The organism is Rhabdobacter roseus (genome assembly GCF_014202275.1).
Taxonomy (GTDB): Bacteria; Bacteroidota; Bacteroidia; order Cytophagales; family Spirosomataceae; genus Rhabdobacter; species Rhabdobacter roseus.
Window position 1 is genome coordinate 734,354 of sequence record NZ_JACHGF010000001.1, and the last position, 18,844, is coordinate 753,197.

An 18,844-nucleotide genomic window follows, 5' to 3' on the forward strand; every position below is an offset into this window, starting at 1 on the left:
TAAATAGGTATAATTTTTGGCCTAACTTAGTAAACGTTAATTTTGGTGTAAGTGATTGAAAATCAATCGACTAAAATAAATAAAAGACTTCATTTGTACTATTTTAAGTGTTTTTTTTGATTATTCGGGTTGCGAAAATGGTTTTAATTGCTAAATTTCGGCCAAAACACGTTTTTTAGCGCGTTTTCAGCCTTTTCACCTAAAAAAACATGACCATGGCAAGATTTGATGAAGTAAAGAATTTAATAATGTCTCTGGAAGGTGACTTTGACAAATTCTACAACAAGCAGAACCAAGCTGCTGGTACGCGCGTGCGTAAAGGGATGCAAGAACTGAAGACCTTGGCTCAGGACATCCGCTCAGAAGTGCAGAACATGAAAAATGACGAAAAGTAAATCTGCATCCAGAAAATTTTTTCCATCGGCCCGGATCCCCAAGATCCGGGCCGACTTTTTTTAGCGCATAGGAGTGGCTGAAGTACCTGCCGGGAGGAAGCATGGAGGGGGCTTTTAAACAAGCGCGACTCTTAAGGGTTTATGCTTAGAACTGTACATTAGTACGCACCTATGTCGATCGTAAAGTTTCTGAGGCTATTGCGAAGCTGTATCTTGTGGGTAGGCTGCGGAGCTGGCGTGCCCCTGCTGGCGCAGGAGTTAGCCGCGCCGGAGTCGCCCGTGGTGTGGGACTTACAAACCTGCCTGGCCTACGCCAAAGAAAACAACATTCAGATCAATACCCTTCGACTCAACCGAAAGTCAACCGAGCAGCAGTACCTGCTTTCCCGAGCGGCCCTCTATCCCGATCTGTACGGAAATGCTTCGCAGGCCGTCAACTACGGACGCAACACGGGTGTTAACCTATCAGGTACCTACGGCATAAATTCTTCCTGGACGCTCTATAATGGGGGCTTTCTGCGCCTGGATATTAAGCAGCGCGATCTGGCGGTGCAATCGGCCAATCTGAGTATTCTGGAAGAAGAGAACAACGTAGCGCTGCAAATTACCTCCGCTTACCTGAACATCCTGCTCGACAAAGAAAGTATTATTTACTCCCAGGATTTGGTCAATACTTCGGAGCAACTGCTGGAACAGGCCCGTCAGCGTTACGCCGCAGGCGGGATAGCGCGGCGGGATCTGGTGCAGTTTGAGGCGCAGCTGGCCAATGACCGCTACACGCTCATTGCCTCGCAGAATGCCCAACGGCAGGATATGCTGGTCCTTAAGCAGCTTCTTCAGCTACCAACGGAAGTACCCTTCGATGTAGCCAAGCCGGATACCCTGGGGTACGAAGCGGCGATTCCCTCCCTGCTGGAGGTGCAACAACACGCGCTGGAAAACTGGCCCGAAGTCAAAAACAGCGAAGTAGGAATTGCCATTGCCGAACTGGACCTGGAAAAAGCCCGGGCTGGTTACAGACCCATTGTGAGCGTAGCGGGAAGTATCGCTTCGAGTTATACCAATAACCCCACTTTTGGCGCGTCCGTGGGGCAGTTTAACGACAACTTCTACCAGCAAGTGCGGTTTCTTATGTCAGTACCGCTCTTTACGCGGCGCCTGAATAAAACCAACGTCGAGCTGGCCAAAATCTCCATCGACCAGGCCCGTTTGCTTCTGAAAAGTAGTGAACTGCTCTTGTCGCAGCGAGTAGAGCAGGCCTACATCAACGCCCTGAATGCCCAAAGCCAGTACCAGGCCGCCAACGAGCAGTTACAGTACATCCGGGAAGTATACCGCATCTCCAATGAGGAGCTGCGCATCGGAACGGTTAATATGTTTGAATTCTACCAGCAACGAAACCTGTACGTACAAAATCTACAGCTGTATTTACAGGCCAAGTACAGCGCGGCGCTGTCGGTAGGTATCTACGATTTTTATTTAGGTGTGCCCTTAAAGTTATAAGTAAATGTGCCCATGAAGCGAAGTAGGATCATTGCGCTGAGTATAGCCGCCATCGTTATCGTAGTGGCCGTGTGGTGGTTCTTTTTGCGAGAAAAAGAACCACCCGTGACCCTGGAAACCGAGCAGCCGACCTGGGGCTACATCGCTGAAAGCGTGACCGCCACCGGCACGATCCAGCCGGTGGATACTACCTCCGTGGGAAGTCAGATCACGGCTACCATCGAGGAGCTGCACGCCGACTTTAATTCTACCGTGAAGAAGGGGCAGCTCCTGGCCGTCCTGGACAGAACCCTGCTGCAGGCTACGGTAGATCAGTTTAAAGCCAGCCTGGCGGAAGCCCGCAGCAACGCGCTATTTCAGGAGAGCAATTTTAACCGCCAGCAGCAACTCTACGAAACCGGGGCTATCAGCAAGGCCGAATACGAACTGGCCCAAAATAGCTTTCGGATGGCCCAGGCGGTGGTAAAAAACGTACAGGCGCAGCTCCGTTCGGCGGAGCGAAATTTGTCCTTTACCCGGATCTACTCCCCGGTAGATGGCGTGGTACTCAACCGAGCGGTCAGCGTGGGACAAACGGTAACCTCCAACCTGAACACGCCCACGCTGTTTGTCATTGCCCGGGATATTACCAAAATGCAGGTCCAGGCCGACGTCGACGAAGCCGATATTGGCGACGTGGCCGAAAAACAGCGAACTACCTTTACGGTGGATGCCTACCTGAACGAGGTTTTCGAAGGGATTGTCAAAGAAATTCGGCTGCAGCCTACGGTCGTATCCAACGTCGTGACGTACACCACCATCATCGATGCGCCCAACGACAACAAGAAGCTAAAACCCGGCATGACCGCCAACATCGTTATTTATACCAAAGAGGCCGACAGCACGCTGCTAATACCCGCCAAGGCCATCCAGTTTCGGCCCGATTCGACGCAGCTGAAAGACTACACGCTGGTTGGGGCGAAGCAGGAAAAGAAGAAAACGGGCCAGCGGACGGGCCAGCCCGACAGTACCGCCCACGAGATGGCGTACGTGTGGGTTTTGCGGGATAAACAGCTCGTGGAAACGAAAATACGAATGGGCCTGAACGACAATACGCACATTGAGGTACGGGAAGGGCTAGGTCCGGATGATGTAGTCGTGACGGGCCTCCAGAGCGGTTCGGGAGAGCAGGCCGCCGGAGGTACTTCCACGAGCCCTTTTATGCCACCCAGACGAGGAGGACGACGATGAGCGAGAAAATTTTGCAAATACAGGATCTGAAGCGTGAATTCAGGATGGGTACCGAGGTAGTGCGGGCGCTGAAAGGACTTTCGTTTGACGTGGCAGCGGGCGAATTCGTGACCATCATGGGCAGCAGCGGCTCGGGCAAAACGACGCTGCTGAATATCCTGGGCTGCCTGGATAAACCCACGGACGGTGCCTACCTACTGGATGGCGTGAACGTGAAAGACCTCAACCGCGACGAACTGGCCCGTTTTCGGAACGTGAAGATTGGCTTCGTGTTTCAGTCGTACAATTTGCTTCCGCGTACGTCGGCGATCGAGAACGTGGAGCTCCCGCTGCTTTACAACCCCGCCATCGGCTCCAAAGAGCGGCGGGAGCGGGCCATTCACGCACTGGAAGCCGTAAAGCTGGCCGAGCGGCTGGACCACACGCCCAGCCAGCTGTCGGGCGGACAGCAGCAGCGGGTGGCCATTGCGCGGGCGTTGGTGAATGAGCCGGTGATGATCCTGGCCGACGAAGCGACGGGCAACCTGGACACGCGGACGTCGTACGAGATCATGGCCCTGATGCAGGAGCTGAACCAGGAGCAAAACAAGACCATCATTTTTGTGACGCACGAGCCGGACATTGCCGCTTTCAGCAGCCGGACCGTCATGCTGCGCGACGGAAAATTACAAACCGATACCCAGAACCAAGCCATCAAGTCGGCCCGGGAAGCGCTGGCGGCCCTGCCCGAGTCGGACGATTATTAGCCTAAGCAAGGTACCTGGAAACAAACGGCATTAGTATGATCAACACCTTATGAAAGTAGCGAATCTGATACGTATTGCCCTGCGCGCCCTGCAACGCAACAAGCTCCGGGCCTTCCTGACCATGCTGGGCATCATCATTGGGGTGGGGGCGGTGATCACCATGATGTCCATCGGCGAGGGATCGAAGCAAAGCATTCAGTCGTCGCTTTCCAGCATGGGCTCCAACATGATTACCATTCAGCCGCAGAGCAACCGCACCGGCGGCGTACGCATTGCCAGCAGCGAGGTTCAGGTACTGACGCTGTCGGACGTGCGCGTACTGCGGCGCGATGCTACTTTGCTGACGGCCATTTCGCCCCAGGCTTCTACCAATGGGCAGGTTATTAAGGGCGCCATGAACTGGTCGACGAGCCTGCAGGGCGTGAGCCCGGAGTACTTCGATATTCGAAAACTAACCGTACGAGAAGGGATTGCCTTCACCGAAGACGATGTCCGGTCGGCGGCCAAAGTGTGCCTGCTGGGGCAAACGGTAGTGGAGAACCTCTTTGGAAGCAACGAAGACCCGATCGGGCAGATCATTCGGTTTAACAAAATACCTTTTCAGGTGATTGGTATCCTGGCCGCCAAAGGGCAAAGTAGCTTTGGGCAAGACCAGGACGACGTGATCATAGCGCCCTACACAACCGTACAGAAAAGGGTACTGGCCATTACGCACTTTCAGAATATCTACGCCTCGGCGGTAAGCGAAGAGGCGTCCGAGGCAGCTACGGACGAAATAGTCCGGCTATTGCGCGAAAACCACCGCCTCCGGCCCGAGGACGAAGATGACTTCCGGGTGCGGACGCAGGCCGAGCTCATCAACACCCTGAGCTCCACCAGCAGCATGATGACCGTCCTGCTCACGGCGGTGGCGGGTATTTCGCTGGTGATCGGGGGCATCGGGATCATGAACATCATGTACGTGTCCGTCACGGAGCGCACGCGCGAGATTGGCCTGCGGATGTCGATCGGAGCACGGGGCATGGACATTCTGATGCAATTTCTGATCGAAGCCATCATGATCAGCGTCACCGGCGGGCTCATCGGCGTCTTTCTGGGAATTTCCGCCTCGCTCCTGGTAGCCTACACCCTGGGCTGGCCCATCGTCATTTCTCAGTCATCCATTGTACTTTCCTTTTTGGTGTGTGCGTTTACGGGCGTGTTTTTTGGCTACTATCCCGCGCAGAAAGCCTCCCGACTCGACCCCATCGAAGCCTTACGGTACGAATAGGTACCTCCGCAAAGTACCCCTGCGGGCTCTCCAAAGAAGGTACTTGGGGCCGGGTTGGGCGATGCGGTGAAGGTACTTTGATACAGAATTAAGACGTGCTTCTAAGAAGCTGTTTGAGTTATTAATTTGATGGCGAAACGAAGGATTTTCGAGCGAAACGAGGCACTTTTTCGGCGCATAGCCGGAGGCTACGGGCTGAAAAAGTGCCGACGGTGCAGCCGAAAAGACAAAGTTGCAGCTTAAAGAAACTAACTCAAACAGCTTCTAAAACTTCTCGCGGTGCATGAGCGTGGCCAGGCCGCGCGTGCAGACCTTGCGGGTAGCGGCGTCAAACACTTCGCCCTGAATTTCGGCCGTGTGCTTGTCGGGATTGATGCTCATGATGGTAAAAACAACCTCGTAGTCGGTATCGACAAACATGGGCCGCAGGAAGTCCAGCGTTTGTTTGAGGTACACCGAGCCGAAGCCCGGAAACTCCGTACCAAGTACCTTGGTGAACACGCTGGCCCCCAACATACCGTGGATAATGGGCCGCTTGAAAGGCGTGGTAGCCGCGTAGGCCGCGTCCAGATGAAGCGGATTATTGTCGCCCGTCACTTGCGCGAAGGCCTCTACGTCGGCCTGGGTGAAGCGAAAGGCGTGCGTGAAGGTACTATGTAGGGTTGGTTCAATGGCCATGAGCAGGTAGGGGTATTGGTAAGATAAAGTACCCCAAAAGTCGATGAAACAATTTATACTGGCAAGTACTGCGCCGGGTTTTCTGGCTCAGCCCGGCAGCGTATCCGGTTTCTGAAACCAAGGGGAATCCGTATCTTTGCGCTTTCCTACTAAAAGCATAACCTCCCATTCATTCGGATTACTCACTTTTACAAGTACCATGTTCTGGCATTCTTTATCCAAATTTATCCTCCGAAACCGCGCCCTGCTGGCAACGGTGATCCTGCTGGCGACGGCCTTTATGGGGTACCGGGCGGCGGGCATTCGGCTTTCGTATGAATTGGCCAAGATTCTTCCCTCAGAAGATCCGGATTTTCAGCGCTACGAAGAATTCAAGGGACGCTACGGACAAGACGGCAGCGTGATGGTAGTGGGGATCGAGACCGATAGCATGTATAGCCTGCCCGTCTTCAGGGATTGGCACGAGTTGAGCCGGGACATCAAGGGCATAGACGGCATCAAGGAGGTACTTTCCAACGCCGACCTCTTTGAGATCGTAAGAAACGATAGCCTCAACCGCTTCGACTTCCGCCCCCTGCTGGCGGGGGGCGTCACTACCCAGGCCGACGTAGACAGCGTGAAGGCCAAGATTGACCGCCTGCCTTTTTACCAGGGATTGGTGGTGAGCGAAGACGGCCGGGCGCACCTGATGGCCATTACTTTCGACCAGGAAAAGCTGAATAGCAAGAGCCGGATTGCTATGACGAACGAAATCAAGGACAAAGCGCTGGCCTTTGGGGAAGCGCACGGCCTGGAGGTACATCTGTCGGGGATGCCCTACATCCGGACCGAGTTTATGTCTAAGGTGAGCAAGGAAATGGGCCTTTTTATGGCGCTGGCGTTTGGCGTTACGGCGGTCATTATGTTGGTATTTTTTCGGTCCATTACGGTGGCGCTGGCGTCGGCCTTTGTGGTGGGGCTGGGGGTACTTTGGTCGCTGGGGCTCATTTCGCTGTTTGGCTATCAGCTGTCGTTGCTCTCGGGGCTTATCCCCCCGCTCCTGATCGTGATCGGTATTCCCAACTCTATTTTTCTGGTCAATAAGTACCACGACGAGTTCGCCCGGCACGCCGACCAGAGGCGGGCACTGTCCGTGGCGATCGAGAAAGTGAGCGAGACGACCTTCTTTGCCAACCTCACCACCGCCATCGGCTTTGGGGTATTTTGCTTTACGGGAAGTCCCTTACTGGCCGAGTTTGGCCTCGTGGCGTCCATCAGCGTGCTGATCACCTTTGCTATTTCGGTGGCGATGATCCCCATCCTGTTTAGCGTGCTCCCCAAGCCTTCGGCCCGGCAAACGGGGCACCTGGAGGCCCCGCGGGTCAATGCTTTCCTGGGCTTTGTGGGCCGCGTAGTGACCAACCACCGCCCGGCGATATATACCGTTGTGGGCGTGGTAACGGCTGTTTCTATCTACGGTATGACCAAAATGACTTCCCTGGGGTACGTCGTGGATGACCTGCCGCAGAACGATCCCGTGTACGCTGATTTGAAATTTTTCGAGAAAAACTTTAATGGCGTCATGCCCTTCGAAGTATCGCTCGACACGGGCCGTCCAGGTGGGGTACTTGACCCTACCACGCTGACCAAGATCCGGGTCATGCAACGCGAGTTTGCCAAGTACCCCGAGATCACCAAGCCGCTGTCGCTGGTGGAGGCCATTAAGTTTTTTTACCAGTCCTACCGCGGCGGCGACCCCAAGTACTACGTGGTGCCGGGCGCACTGGAACTGAACAAGCTAAGTACCTATACGTCTACTTTCAAAGGCCGGGAAAACCGGTTCAGCAGCTTCTTGGACAGTACCCGCCGCTACACGCGCGTCAGCTTCCAGATCGCCGACGTGGGCAGTCGGCGCATCACCGAGCTCTACGATACGCTCCAACCCCGGATTGACAGTATTTTTAACTACGACCAGGCGGTGGCGCAGTGGGTACCTCAGGAAGACCGCATCGAGGCCCACCTCACCGGCAACAGCGTGGTGAATACCAAAGGCAACGCGTACCTGCAGCAGAACCTCGTGGAAAGTACCATCCTGGCCATTGTGCTGATTTCGCTCATCATGACGCTGCTCTTCGGAAACATCCGCATGATTGCCATCGCCGTCATTCCGAGCACCGTGCCGCTGATCATCACCGCCGGGCTCATGGGGTACTTTCAGGTGTACCTTAAGCCTTCCACCATCCTGATTTTCAGCATCGCCTTCGGGCTTTCGTCCGACGGCACCATCTATTTTTTAACCAAGTACAAAGACGAGCTTCGCACCGGGAAGTACGGCATTTCGGAAGCCGTGGTGCGGACCATCCAGTCGTCGGGCATTAGTATGTTCTACACGGCCATCATCCTGTTTGCGGGTTTTTCTATTTTCACGGCCTCTACCTTCAAAGGTACCGTGGTGCTGGGGATGCTGGTGTCGATCACGCTGCTGATGGGCATGGCCTCCAACCTGGTGCTGCTACCGGCCTTTCTGATGTCGCTCGACAAGCGGATTCAACGCCGAAAAGCGCGTACCGAACAAGTATGAAGCCAGGTTCGTCCTAAATCCTTCTCCTGCCAGAAGAAGGATTTAGGACGGACGCCGCGCGATGAGGTGAGGATGGAACCGGCGATTGGGTTATAATAAGTCACGTGATAGAAGAAATACGACAAAGGGGACGCGCAGCGTCCCCTTTGTCGTGAAAGTACCTTTGTGGCCTACTGAATGCCCCCCATCCAGCTGCGGATCGGTTTGTAGAGCAAGATTAACACCAGCCCCACGCCCACGCCAAAGAGGCACACCTGCATGAAGAGGCTGGGCATTTCGGCTACGTTTTCTTCGTTGAAATTGCCCGCAAAAAGGCCCGCGATAAGATTGCCCAGCGAGGCCGCCACAAACCACAGGCCCATCATCTGGCTGTAGTACTTGCGCGGTGCCAGCTTGGTGTAGGTACTTAGGCCCACGGGGCTCAGGCACAGCTCGCCCAGCGTATGAAACATGTACGTAAACGTGAGCCAGCCTACGCCTACCAGCGCGCCTCCTACGGCGTACTGAGCCGCCCAGTACATGATCAGGAAGCCGAAGCCCATCTGGATCAGTCCCAGGCCGAACTTGACCGGAATGGTCGGGTTGAGGTTTTTCTTATTGAGGAAAATCCAGAAGGCCCCGATGGGTGCCGAAAAGAGCAGAATGAAGAAGGAGTTGGCGTTTTGAAACCAGGAGGCGGGCATCTCCCAACTACCCAGGAAGCGGTCGGTGTGGCGGTCGGCAAAAATGGTCAGTGACGAACCGGCCTGCTCGAAGCCCGACCAAAACAGCGCCGCCGCCATGAAAAAGATAAACAGCACGCCTACGCGCTTGCGCTCCACGATGTTGAGCGAAGCATCAAAAAAGCCGATGTACATAAAGTACAGCAGCGTGATGCCAATGATGAGGTACTTCATGCCTTCGGCCAGATCCACCGCCGATACCAGGCCGCTCAGTACGAGCAGCGCAATCAGCGCCAGGGCCGCTACTACCACGTAAAGGAAGGTCATTTTTCCTTTCTCCGCGGGCGGCTCGCCCAGGTTGGCCAGGTGCTTTCCGTTGAGCCGAAACATCACCAGCCCCAGAAACATGGCGATCGCCGCCGCCCCGAAGCCGTAATGCCAGCCTACCTTTTCGCCCAGGTACCCCACAATGAACATCCCCAGAAAAGCGCCCATGTTGATCCCCATGTAGAAGATGGAAAAGCCCGCGTCGCGGCGAGCGCCGCCTTCGGGGTACAGCTCACCCACAATGGAGCTGATGTTGGGCTTTAAGAGCCCCGTCCCGATCGCGACCGTAGCCAGGCCCAGGAAGAAAATGGCGCTGTTGCCCGGAATGGCCAGGATAATATGCCCGATCATGATCACGACGCCTCCCCACCAAATGGCTTTTTTCTGGCCCAGGATGTTGTCGGCGATCCAGCCGCCGGGCAGCGTGAGCAAATACACCGAGGAGGTGTAGAGGCCGTAGATGGCGCCCCCTACCTGCTCGGATAGCCCCATGGCGCCTTCTGAAACCGACTTGATCAAAAATAAGAAGAGAATGGCGCGCATGCCATAGTAGCTGAAGCGCTCCCACATTTCGGTGAAGAAGAGCACGTAAAGCCCCCGGGGGTGCTTCTGTGACACAGTAGGTGAGGTCATAGGTAGGTTAATGAAATAAGTATAGCAAAGATTAGTTGGGTTACGATTAGGAACGCAAGATAGGAATATTGGATAAATAATAAGGAAAATCCGTTTTGGGTTGGGTACTATTGGGTCAGAGCGGGTTTTTAGCAAAGGTTGTGTGTGTTATGGCGCCATAAGTGAATAAAGATTACGAGCGGGCCGGGCCTTTCTCCCCAAAAAAGCTTCGTGATTTCTCCGTACCTTAGCCGCCAATAAGTGTTCTTTTTCGCCGTATGAATGTAGTTGATTTGCTGGTAAAGTACCCCTACTTTGCCGAAGTAGTGGCCGGCATCCGTCGTCCGGGGGCGTACCGCTGGCTGGATTTTACCCAACAAAACGCCGACCTGGACCGGCTGGACCTGGCAGATACCGCTGCTTTTGATGACTACGTTTTTGGTAAACGACTCGAAGGCGGAAAGTACCTGGGCGTAGGTGGCTACGCCGAGCACCGTACCATCTACCACCGGAGCGCGCATTTTAGTACCGCCAACGAGGAGCCTCGGTGCATTCACCTGGGTATGGATGTATGGGCGCAGGCAGGTACCCCGGTATACGCGCCGCTGGCCGGGCAGGTACATAGCTTTGGCTTCAATGACCGCTTTGGCGACTACGGGCCTACCATCATCCTGGAGCATTCCCTGGAGAGCTACACTTTCTATACGCTGTACGGGCATCTGTCACTCAGCTCCCTGGAAGGGATGGAGGCGGGGCGGCCTCTGCAAGCTGGTGAGGCTTTTGCCACGATCGGGACTTATCCCGAAAACGGCCATTGGCCTTCGCACCTGCACTTCCAGATCATTACCGACATAGGTACCCACCGGGGCGATTTCCCCGGCGTGTGCACCCTGAGCGACCGGGACCGGTACCTGGCCCTATGTCCCGATCCCAATCTCATGTTACAGATACCGTCCGGCACCTAGTTGGTACCGCGTTTTTTTCTATTTTTGGGCGCTTATTTGAATGATAGAATCCGCAGAGGGAATGATGATGAAGAAATGGGGTAGTTTACTAGGCCTGGTGCTGGTGGGGGTACTGGTGTTTTTTAACGCGCAGGCGCAGGGCTACGTGATCATCGGCGGTCAGGTAGTAGATAAAGCCAGCGGGCAGCCCATTCCCTACGCCCGGATCGGCATCATGACGAAAGGTACCGGCACCATCGCCAACGAGAACGGCGAATTTTACTACCGCTTCCCGAAAATAGCCGCCGAAGAGCCCGTTACCGTGGCCGTGATGGGCTACAAAAACTACCACCGCAAAGGCACGGACTTCACACCCAACGACCGCAAGGTACGTATAGAGCTCGAAGCCGCCCCGCCCGTGGTGGTAGACGCGGGCTACACCCAGCGGTTTGAAGCACGCAGTATAGTGAGCGCCGCGCTGGGGAAAATTGCCCAAAACTACCCCGAAACACCCGTGGTCATGACGGGCTTCTACCACGAAACCCTGCAGCAGAACGAAGCCTACGTAGACATCCGGGAGGCGATCCTGAAAGTAGAGAAAGATCCGCGGCCCAAGATTGAGGTGCGTGAAAAGGTGCGGATGCTCCGCGGACGGCGCTACCAAAGTACCCAGCGCGCCAAGGTACTTGACGGCTACGAATTTCCGAATGGCACGGCCATCGTGACGCGTAGCCTCGAAACCGGCATCCCTGAGTACTTCGCCGGTACGCACCTCTCTGACTACACCTTCCAGCTCGACGACACCATTGCTTTCTACAACCAGAAAGACGTGTACCGGATTCGGTTTGCGCCGGTAGGTACCAGCGTGAAGGCCGCCCGCAACGGCATCATCTGTATCAACAAAGCCGACTCGGCCGTGGTCCGGATCGAGTACGACTTTACGCCCAGCGGCATGAGCGACGTTTTCCAAACCTCCATGAAAAGTACCTTTGGGAAGGTACTTGGCAAAAACCGGCGCGAAGCCCGGCGGGTCAGTAGCTTCACCAACTACGTACCCTACAACGGAAAATGGTACCTTCAGGACTCGCAGCTGCTGATCCAGACGCAGTTTTTCGACAAAGCCGATTCGCTCCAGGGTACCATTCGGCTGCATTTTGTGGTAAATGATATTTTAAAAAGCAACGGAAATGCCGTACCCGTATCGGACCAACTGCTGGACACGGGTAGTTTTCCGGCGCAGTCGGTACCCAAGTACGACGAGGTCTACTGGGCCAATTTTAACCACATCATTCCGTCGGAGGCCATGCGCCGGATTACGGAGAGTTTAAAAAAATAGGGTAGTTTGGGAGTTATTCTGGGCTCTTAAACGACTAAACGGTATTCATGCAAACAAACGGGTAGGTACTTTGAGTGGAATAGCCGGGGTTATTTTTTTTGATCAGGAAGGGGCCGACGTCCAGCCCCTGCTTGAGGGCCTGGTGCGTCACATGCCGCATCGCGCTACGGAGGGTGTGCACCGCGGTGGAGATCGCTTTGGCTCTCTAGCCTACCTGCACCGGAGCGTCACCCGCCTGGACCACACAGTACGCCAGCCCCTTTGTACCCCCGCGGGCCAGCTGCTCGTCGCTGACGCCCGTCTTGACAACCGCCCCCAGCTGGCCGAAAAACTATCGCTTGATGCCGCTTCCTTCACCGAAGCGGAGCTACTAATGGCCGCCTGGCAGCGCTGGGGCGACGACATGCTGGATCACGTCATCGGAGATTTTGCCGTGGCCATCTGGGATGCGACGGATCAAACGCTTCACCTGCTGCGCGATCATAGCGGTGCCAGGCCGCTTTTTTACTACCACAATACCACGTCGGGTTGGGTGGCTTTCGCCTCGGAGGTGCAGGCGCTGGTGGCCCTGCCGCAAGTACCTCGGGTGGCTAACGAAAAAGCCATTGCCCTGTACCTCAACTACGGCAATGACCTGAGAGCGCCCACCAAACAGACCTTTTTTGAAGACATTTACCGGGTAAGGCCCGCCCACGCGGTGGCTCTAACGGCTCGTCAAAGAACCGAGCGTTTTGTCTGGACGATCCAGGACCCCACGGCCGGGCTCACGACGCCGGAGGAGTACGCCGAGGCTTTCGGTGCCCTGTTTCGGGAGGCGGTGCGTTGCCGGATGCAGAGCGACTACCCCATCGCTTCGGAGCTGAGTGGTGGCATGGACTCTTCGTCGGTAGCGGCTACGGCGCGTCACTTTCTGCGGCAGGAGGGGCGTCTACTCACAACCGTGCATTTTGATCTGGGCTTTGAGTCGTCCAACGAGCGCTCGTATGCGCAGGCCGTAGTGGACCTGGGCGGGCTGGAGCACCACTGGACGAGCCCACTACCAGACTACTACCAAACTACCTCGGAGATTGCTGCCGCCTGCGGTGCCCCTGACTGCTTTCCCATGCCCTCCACGGCGCACCTCGGCTACGCGCAGGTACTACGCCAAAAAAAGGTACGGACGCTGCTGACGGGGCATGACGGTGATTCGGTAGTAGGCTACGGCTTTGAATACCTGGACCGGCTTTTTGAAGATAAAGACTGGGAGGCGCTCAGGACGGCTTTGTATCAGCTGGCCCGGCACGTGGACTTTACCTACTACTACCCGGACTGGAATCAATGGAGCGACGACGAACGGGTCCGGCAGTGCATGGGTACCTATATGGCTCCTATGTTTATCTCTTCGTTAACCCAAAAAAAACCTAAAAGGGCGTTGACGATCATTTGGCACTCCTACCGCCGGTACCAACTGGCACCTACTTACTTCCTTAAAAAGTTCAGGGAAGCACTTGTAAAAAAACTCACTAAAACCTCCCGACACCTGCTGGCGGATTCCTTTGTGGAGAGAATACACTTAAAGGAGATAATTCAGAAAAGCAAAAACTCTAGTGCCGTTCCGTTGGGCTTATCAGGCAAAGCATTAGCCAATTGGACGTCTGTATATTCGCAGGATATGCTGGATGCCACCGAACAACAAAATAGAATGGGCCAGCATTATGGCTATGAAGTATGCCATCCTTTTTTAGATAAACGGCTCATTGAATTTTGCCTCTTTGTGCCGGATGTTATCAAGTATAACCAGGGGCTTTACCGAGGGTTATTGCGACGAGCCATGGAGGGCTTCCTCCCCGATTACGTGCGACTAAGGGGATCCAAAATGGATCCTAAGGAATTTATTCTCACTACTTTATTGGGGCTAAACCCCTCCTGGAAAATTTTCTGCCAAAAAAATATTGTCCTGGAAAAGTATATTAGTAAGGATATTATGCAGAATTTTACGACTAATAGCCAAACGGGAAATTTTAAAAATAAGTCTCGACAGCACGTCCTTCATCTGCGGGTTATTGGATTTTACGCTTGGTATAGAAATTTCTTTACTTAATATTATCAAATACTAAACACAATCATTCAAATGAAGAAGACGAAATTGTATCGCAAGCCGCAGTTGATGCGCCACGGGAAGTTAAGTTCAATTACCAGAAATATCTCAACAGGTAGTGCTGCCGAAACATTTGGTTCAAACATGAAAGTTACCGGAGCATAATCTTCTCTACGGAATCAGCAAGAAGATTGGTAAAAAGATAAGGGCCTGGGGAATATTCCCCAGGCCCTTATCTTTTTACCACGTAAAGTAATTTACCGCCAGTAGGGCATTTCGGCATTTTGCACGAGGAGGGTACGGGTTTTGCCCGCCAGGTCCATCGAGTAAATGCCGCGCGTCGAAATCCCGTCGTTGTTTGTGTTGGTAAAAATGATGCGGGCTCCGTCGGGCGCAAAGCGGGGCTCCAGGTCATTGGTTCCGGCGGTTTTTTCGGCGGATAAATCCACCGAAGTACCCGCGGCAATATCCATCAGGAAGATCCGGGCGTCTAGCTGGCGGCCCTGAGGGTTCTGGAAATTACTCACGTCCAGGGAGTACACAATACGCCGACCATCTACGGAGAAGGCCGGATTGCTCATACGGCCAGCTTGGCCACCCACTAAGCGGGTCGTCTGACCCGTTGCAGGATTGATGAGATAAAGCTCATTGTCGTAAATGCTCTGCGTCGTCGCTCTTGCCACGATCCGGTTGCCCTGCTCGGTCCAGTCACAACCCGCAAAGAAGCGCCCGCTTGGGGCTTGTGCTACTAGGCGAAGTCCCGTTCCGTTGGGTCGAATGGCGTAGAGCTTATCGTAGCTGGGATACAGGAGCTCGGTGCCATCCGGCGACCAGCAGAACGACAGATCCGTGACCGACAACCCGGCAATAGGAACCGTAGTAACCTGCCGTAGATTGTTTCCGTTAAGATCAGATACAAAAAGTTGGGCCTCGGTATTCCGGTTCGAAATGAATGCCAACTGGGTGCGGTTAGGGCTTACGATGGGGCGCCAGTTGCTGTATTCTTTGGTTACACTGAATTGCTCGGCTGCGTTGGAGGCCACAATCTGGAAGGTATTGTTGGTTTCTCTCCGAGCGAAGAAATAAGGGAAATCGGGCAGGTCGCGGGTACGGAAAGACCAGATTTGCCCGTATACAGTGTTATTGACCCGGTCGCGGGCGATCACCTGCCAGTAGTAAGTTGCTCCATAATCCAGGCCGTTTACCACGAGTGAGTCGGCCAGGATATTTGTTGCAATCGGGACGGACGTCTTGTTGCCTTCCCGGAAAAGAATTACATCGTAGCGCAGCGTATCTTTTTCGGGATCGGTAGCGGTCCAGTCCAAAATCACCGAGGTGGTGACGTTCGTAGCGCCGTCGGCCGGGAAGGGGTTGCCAGGCAGGGTAGGAGCCCGATTTTGCAAATTATCTTCGACCAGATAAACCACGATATTCGTTTGTTTGCGAGGCTCGATCTCAATATTGGTCAGGTCACTCCGGTAGCCGCTCTTGGTGGTCTGGACGCCGTATTTATCCACGAGCAGGCTATCTACTTTAAAACGGCCCAGGGAGTCCGTTTCGGCACTCCGTCCGGAAGGGCTAATACGGATCAGGGCATTTGCAACGGGTTCTTTGGTGACTTGGGTAAGGATCTGACCGGCTACGGAGCCGTAGAGTTTAGGTTCAACGTAGGTGTCTTCCGTACAACCTGCCACCAGTACCACAACCAACAAACCCAGATAGAAGCGGGAAAACGTTCTGGTTGAAAAGGGAATTAAATTCACGGTAAATATTTTTGGATAGTTAAAAGCAGAATTATCTTGTAAAACGGGGATTGGATTTACCCAGATGGAAGGTCAGCCCTACCGATGCGCGCCAGAATGAGTCATTGAAGCCACCCCGTACTACCTCGTCCAGGTCGTCGTTCAGCATGTAATTGTACTGCCCAATGAGGTGAAGACCCACGCGGTTGGTTAGGGAATACTCGAGCCCCGCGGCGGCGTTTACGTAGGGTAGTTTTTGGCCGCTAAATTGCATGGGAGTATCCGAGCGAGCGACAATGCCAGCGCCTGCTTGCAAAAAAGGGCTGGCTTTCTGGTAAGGTAGCGTTCGGAATCGGAGGTCAAATTCGCCGTAATTGATGGGCTGCTGGTACCCTCCGGAACGGATCGCCAAAGTACCTACCCCGGCGTTCAGCATAGCGATCCAGGCCGGACGAAGGGCGTAGCCTACTGCCAAGCCGTAGCCAGCCTTGTTGATGGAAGGGCCATAGTCTCCTTCATAGCGGACAAGCGATCCGTAGGGTTGTAAGGTAAATGAAGGTCGTGATATGCTATTCCGGCCGCCAAACACGTCGGTTTCGCGGGCTTCATTCAGTTCGGTTTCGTAGGCGGCAAGCAGCGCCTGGGTTTCTCTTTGGTACTTGGTGTCGGCATCCCAGAGTCCATCTCGTATCCCTTCAATAATCAAGGATTGGACCGCCTTTTCAATGGCTTCGGTCACGGCTAACTGGGCGGGTTCGTTGGTAGTATAGCCAGTTTCAGCTTCCAGCAGGCGCTTAAATTTTACAAACCGAAACAGTCCTACGTCCACGGCTTGGGAAAGCACGGTTTTGGAAGTATAGACCGTCTTCAGAATTTTACCGGATTTAGTAGCCACGGCGCGTAAATATACCGTTACGCGGTCCTGCCGGTACTGGGTAGAACCGCCCGCACCGAAGTACCTTAGGCCCGCTCCGCCGGTAATGACGTTCGCATCGTACGAAACGACCCCGCCTTCCAGGATTACCCCGGCAAAGAGCAGCGGAGGGAGATTGTCGTTTTCGTTTTTGTATTGAGCCATGCTGGAGCGAATGATTTTCCGCTCGTTTAGGAGGTTACTCACGTTTTCCCGCTCGATCGCCATAAACCAGCCACTCTCTTCCAGGGCTTTAAGAAGAATATTGGTAGTTCCCTGCGTGATGGCGGTAGACCAGTTAGCTCCCGTTTCTGAAGGTTTGTACTGGCCCGTTTGGTCACGGAACTTGTAGACGGCCGCTGCGAGCTTTTCCTTAGGGAGCGGTAATTTCCGCAGCTCGCTAGTCAGGTTGGTTTCTTCACCCAACCGTGCTTTTTGCCAGCGGGTAGGCTGGTGCATGGTGGAGTTACAACTGGCTAGAATGACTAAAAGAATTATACTAGAGTAGAGGGTTCTTAACATACTGGATTTTCGTACAAATGCTGTTGTGGAATGCCATAAATACAAGCCGGATAAGGGGCTCAGTAGAAGGGTACAGTAATGGTCGTTTCTCCTCCTTGTCCATCGGCAATCTGAATGATAAAACCTTCCAGTCCCCTGGAAATATTAACGAAGAAATCGCCAAACTGATAGGAGCCTTCTTTCAGGCCGTCCTCACCAAATTGGTCATCCACCAGTTGCCGGGATAAGCGGCTCAAAAGCTGACGATTTAAGCTTTCCGTAAAGCTTCCCAAAGCAGTCTGGCTGGTTAAGGCAGAGCGAGTAGCACTCAAAGCTTCCGGATCTTTGGTTTTGTCTTGTACCTGAGCCGAGCTCAGCATCCATTGGTAATTAAACGTATTACCTCCAAAGGCCGGGTTTTTTGCCTGGTAGATCAGGGCCTGTGCCTGCCCTGAAAAGCTACAAAGACACATCCCGACCACCCCACTAACTAAAAATAGATATTTCATGCATACAGGATTGGTTACTAGGTTAATAAGTGCATCAAAGCCAAGAGGAGCAGCGCTCCTCTTGGCTTTGATGACAAAACAAAAGATTAATGGTTATTTTGAATCACTTGGATAAAATTATTCATGCCGTTTTGGGTAGTAGCGCTGGTATGGTTATTGCCATATTGCTTTAATTCTCCCCGATTCTCCTTTCCGGTTTGGATGGCCACGTAAGCCAGCGTATTTCCAGCCTGGTACGACGTCAGGTAATTTGCCTCGCCCGTTTGGGTCATGGTTACCGTTTTATCATTTCCGAGCTCCTGGCCTACCAAGGCCATATTACGATTTCCCGTCTGGGTTATCGTTGCTTTATTTCGTTGTCCATCTGCATTGGAAGCTTCTACTTTGTTCTGATTCCCTTCCTGCTTAACCACCGCCATTCCATCGATGCCAAACGACTCGGCAAAGGCGTAGTTGTTATCTCCGATCTGCGTTATTTTAATAGAGGTACCTACGTTTTGCCCTAAGGAGGCAGGAAGTACATCCATGGCGGTAATGGCTATATTATTATCGCCGGTCTGGTACATTTCTACTTTCATTTTCTGGGCATCGAAAGAAGGGGGATTCTGAACGCCCATGTAGGTACTTGCTTTATTATTGTCTCCTATTTGTTTAATGATCACGTCATTGTTGGAGCCCTGGAGTTTTAAAAGCACATGGTTAGAAAGCCCGTCCTGATCCAGATCATAAACATTAAAGTCTCCTTGCACCTGGATGGTTGAGGTATTATCCTGGCCAAAAACACAGGTCGAGAAGGAGGCCAGCAGCAAGCATATACAGGTAGCTGATTTTTTCATAGA

General features: G+C 53.6%; 16 protein-coding genes. 10 read left to right on the forward strand and 6 right to left on the reverse strand.

From position 1 onward, the window contains the following. The first annotated feature begins 215 nt into the window (after positions 1-215). The 5 genes from HNQ92_RS03190 to HNQ92_RS03210 all read left to right on the forward strand — a co-directional run bounded on the left by HNQ92_RS03190 (position 216) and on the right by HNQ92_RS03210 (position 5,144). The gene (locus HNQ92_RS03190; RefSeq protein ID WP_184171794.1) at positions 216-395 is read left to right on the forward strand and encodes a histone H1; all 180 of its coding nucleotides are present in this window, start codon (positions 216-218) and stop codon (positions 393-395) included. Between the two features lie 171 nt (positions 396-566). Continuing rightward, complete coding sequence (locus HNQ92_RS03195) at positions 567-1,898, forward strand: TolC family protein (protein ID WP_184170810.1); 1,332 nt, start codon at positions 567-569, stop codon at positions 1,896-1,898. A 12-nt stretch (positions 1,899-1,910) separates the two neighbouring features. Next, a complete protein-coding gene (locus HNQ92_RS03200) occupies positions 1,911-3,128 on the forward strand; it encodes an efflux RND transporter periplasmic adaptor subunit (RefSeq protein ID WP_184170813.1) in 1,218 nt (405 codons plus the stop codon). Continuing rightward, positions 3,125-3,874, forward strand: coding sequence for an ABC transporter ATP-binding protein (locus tag HNQ92_RS03205; RefSeq protein WP_221307359.1), 750 nt, complete (start codon positions 3,125-3,127; stop codon positions 3,872-3,874). The genes HNQ92_RS03200 and HNQ92_RS03205 overlap by 4 nt, the downstream gene beginning before the upstream one ends. Positions 3,875-3,923: 49 nt before the next feature. Beyond that, positions 3,924-5,144 (forward strand): ABC transporter permease, encoded by a 1,221-nt coding sequence (locus HNQ92_RS03210; protein WP_184170815.1) that lies wholly within the window; start codon positions 3,924-3,926, stop codon positions 5,142-5,144. 264 nt (positions 5,145-5,408) lie between these two features. Here the strand turns inward: HNQ92_RS03210 and HNQ92_RS03215 are convergent, their stop codons facing one another. Next, entirely contained in the window at positions 5,409-5,822 is a 414-nt protein-coding gene (locus HNQ92_RS03215) for a MaoC family dehydratase (protein ID WP_184170818.1), read from the reverse strand. Positions 5,823-6,021: 199 nt separating this feature from the next. Between HNQ92_RS03215 and HNQ92_RS03220 the strand changes: the two genes are divergently transcribed. Then, the gene (locus tag HNQ92_RS03220) at positions 6,022-8,382 is read left to right on the forward strand and encodes an efflux RND transporter permease subunit (protein ID WP_184170821.1); all 2,361 of its coding nucleotides are present in this window, start codon (positions 6,022-6,024) and stop codon (positions 8,380-8,382) included. A gap of 170 nt (positions 8,383-8,552) precedes the next feature. On the opposite strand, the gene HNQ92_RS03225 is transcribed toward HNQ92_RS03220, so the two are convergent. After that, positions 8,553-10,004 (reverse strand): peptide MFS transporter, encoded by a 1,452-nt coding sequence (locus HNQ92_RS03225; protein WP_184170824.1) that lies wholly within the window; start codon positions 10,002-10,004, stop codon positions 8,553-8,555. A 257-nt stretch (positions 10,005-10,261) separates the two neighbouring features. Here HNQ92_RS03225 and HNQ92_RS03230 point away from each other — a divergent pair, with 257 nt between their 5' ends. From HNQ92_RS03230 to HNQ92_RS28875, 4 genes are all read left to right on the forward strand, one after another. Beyond that, the gene (locus HNQ92_RS03230; protein WP_184170827.1) at positions 10,262-10,948 is read left to right on the forward strand and encodes a peptidoglycan DD-metalloendopeptidase family protein; all 687 of its coding nucleotides are present in this window, start codon (positions 10,262-10,264) and stop codon (positions 10,946-10,948) included. A 61-nt stretch (positions 10,949-11,009) separates the two neighbouring features. After that, entirely contained in the window at positions 11,010-12,263 is a 1,254-nt protein-coding gene (locus tag HNQ92_RS03235) for a carboxypeptidase-like regulatory domain-containing protein (protein ID WP_184170830.1), read from the forward strand. Positions 12,264-12,333: 70 nt separating this feature from the next. Continuing rightward, on the forward strand, positions 12,334-14,343 hold the full coding sequence (locus tag HNQ92_RS03240; protein ID WP_184170833.1) for an asparagine synthase-related protein: 2,010 nt from the start codon (positions 12,334-12,336) through the stop codon (positions 14,341-14,343). A 30-nt stretch (positions 14,344-14,373) separates the two neighbouring features. Further along, positions 14,374-14,505, forward strand: a complete 132-nt coding sequence (locus tag HNQ92_RS28875) for a hypothetical protein (RefSeq protein ID WP_281380697.1) — start codon at positions 14,374-14,376, stop codon at positions 14,503-14,505. A gap of 92 nt (positions 14,506-14,597) precedes the next feature. On the opposite strand, the gene HNQ92_RS03245 is transcribed toward HNQ92_RS28875, so the two are convergent. The 4 genes from HNQ92_RS03245 to HNQ92_RS03260 form a co-directional block, all read right to left on the reverse strand. Continuing rightward, positions 14,598-16,103: a carboxypeptidase regulatory-like domain-containing protein gene (locus tag HNQ92_RS03245; protein WP_343062916.1), complete on the reverse strand. Its 1,506-nt coding sequence runs from the start codon at positions 16,101-16,103 to the stop codon at positions 14,598-14,600. Between the two features lie 31 nt (positions 16,104-16,134). Beyond that, complete coding sequence (locus tag HNQ92_RS03250) at positions 16,135-17,454, reverse strand: CsgG/HfaB family protein (RefSeq protein ID WP_246439542.1); 1,320 nt, start codon at positions 17,452-17,454, stop codon at positions 16,135-16,137. Positions 17,455-17,576: 122 nt separating this feature from the next. Next, complete coding sequence (locus tag HNQ92_RS03255) at positions 17,577-18,005, reverse strand: curli production assembly/transport component CsgF (RefSeq protein ID WP_184170839.1); 429 nt, start codon at positions 18,003-18,005, stop codon at positions 17,577-17,579. Between the two features lie 86 nt (positions 18,006-18,091). Then, positions 18,092-18,841, reverse strand: coding sequence for a hypothetical protein (locus HNQ92_RS03260; protein WP_184170842.1), 750 nt, complete (start codon positions 18,839-18,841; stop codon positions 18,092-18,094). Positions 18,842-18,844: the final 3 nt, after the last annotated feature.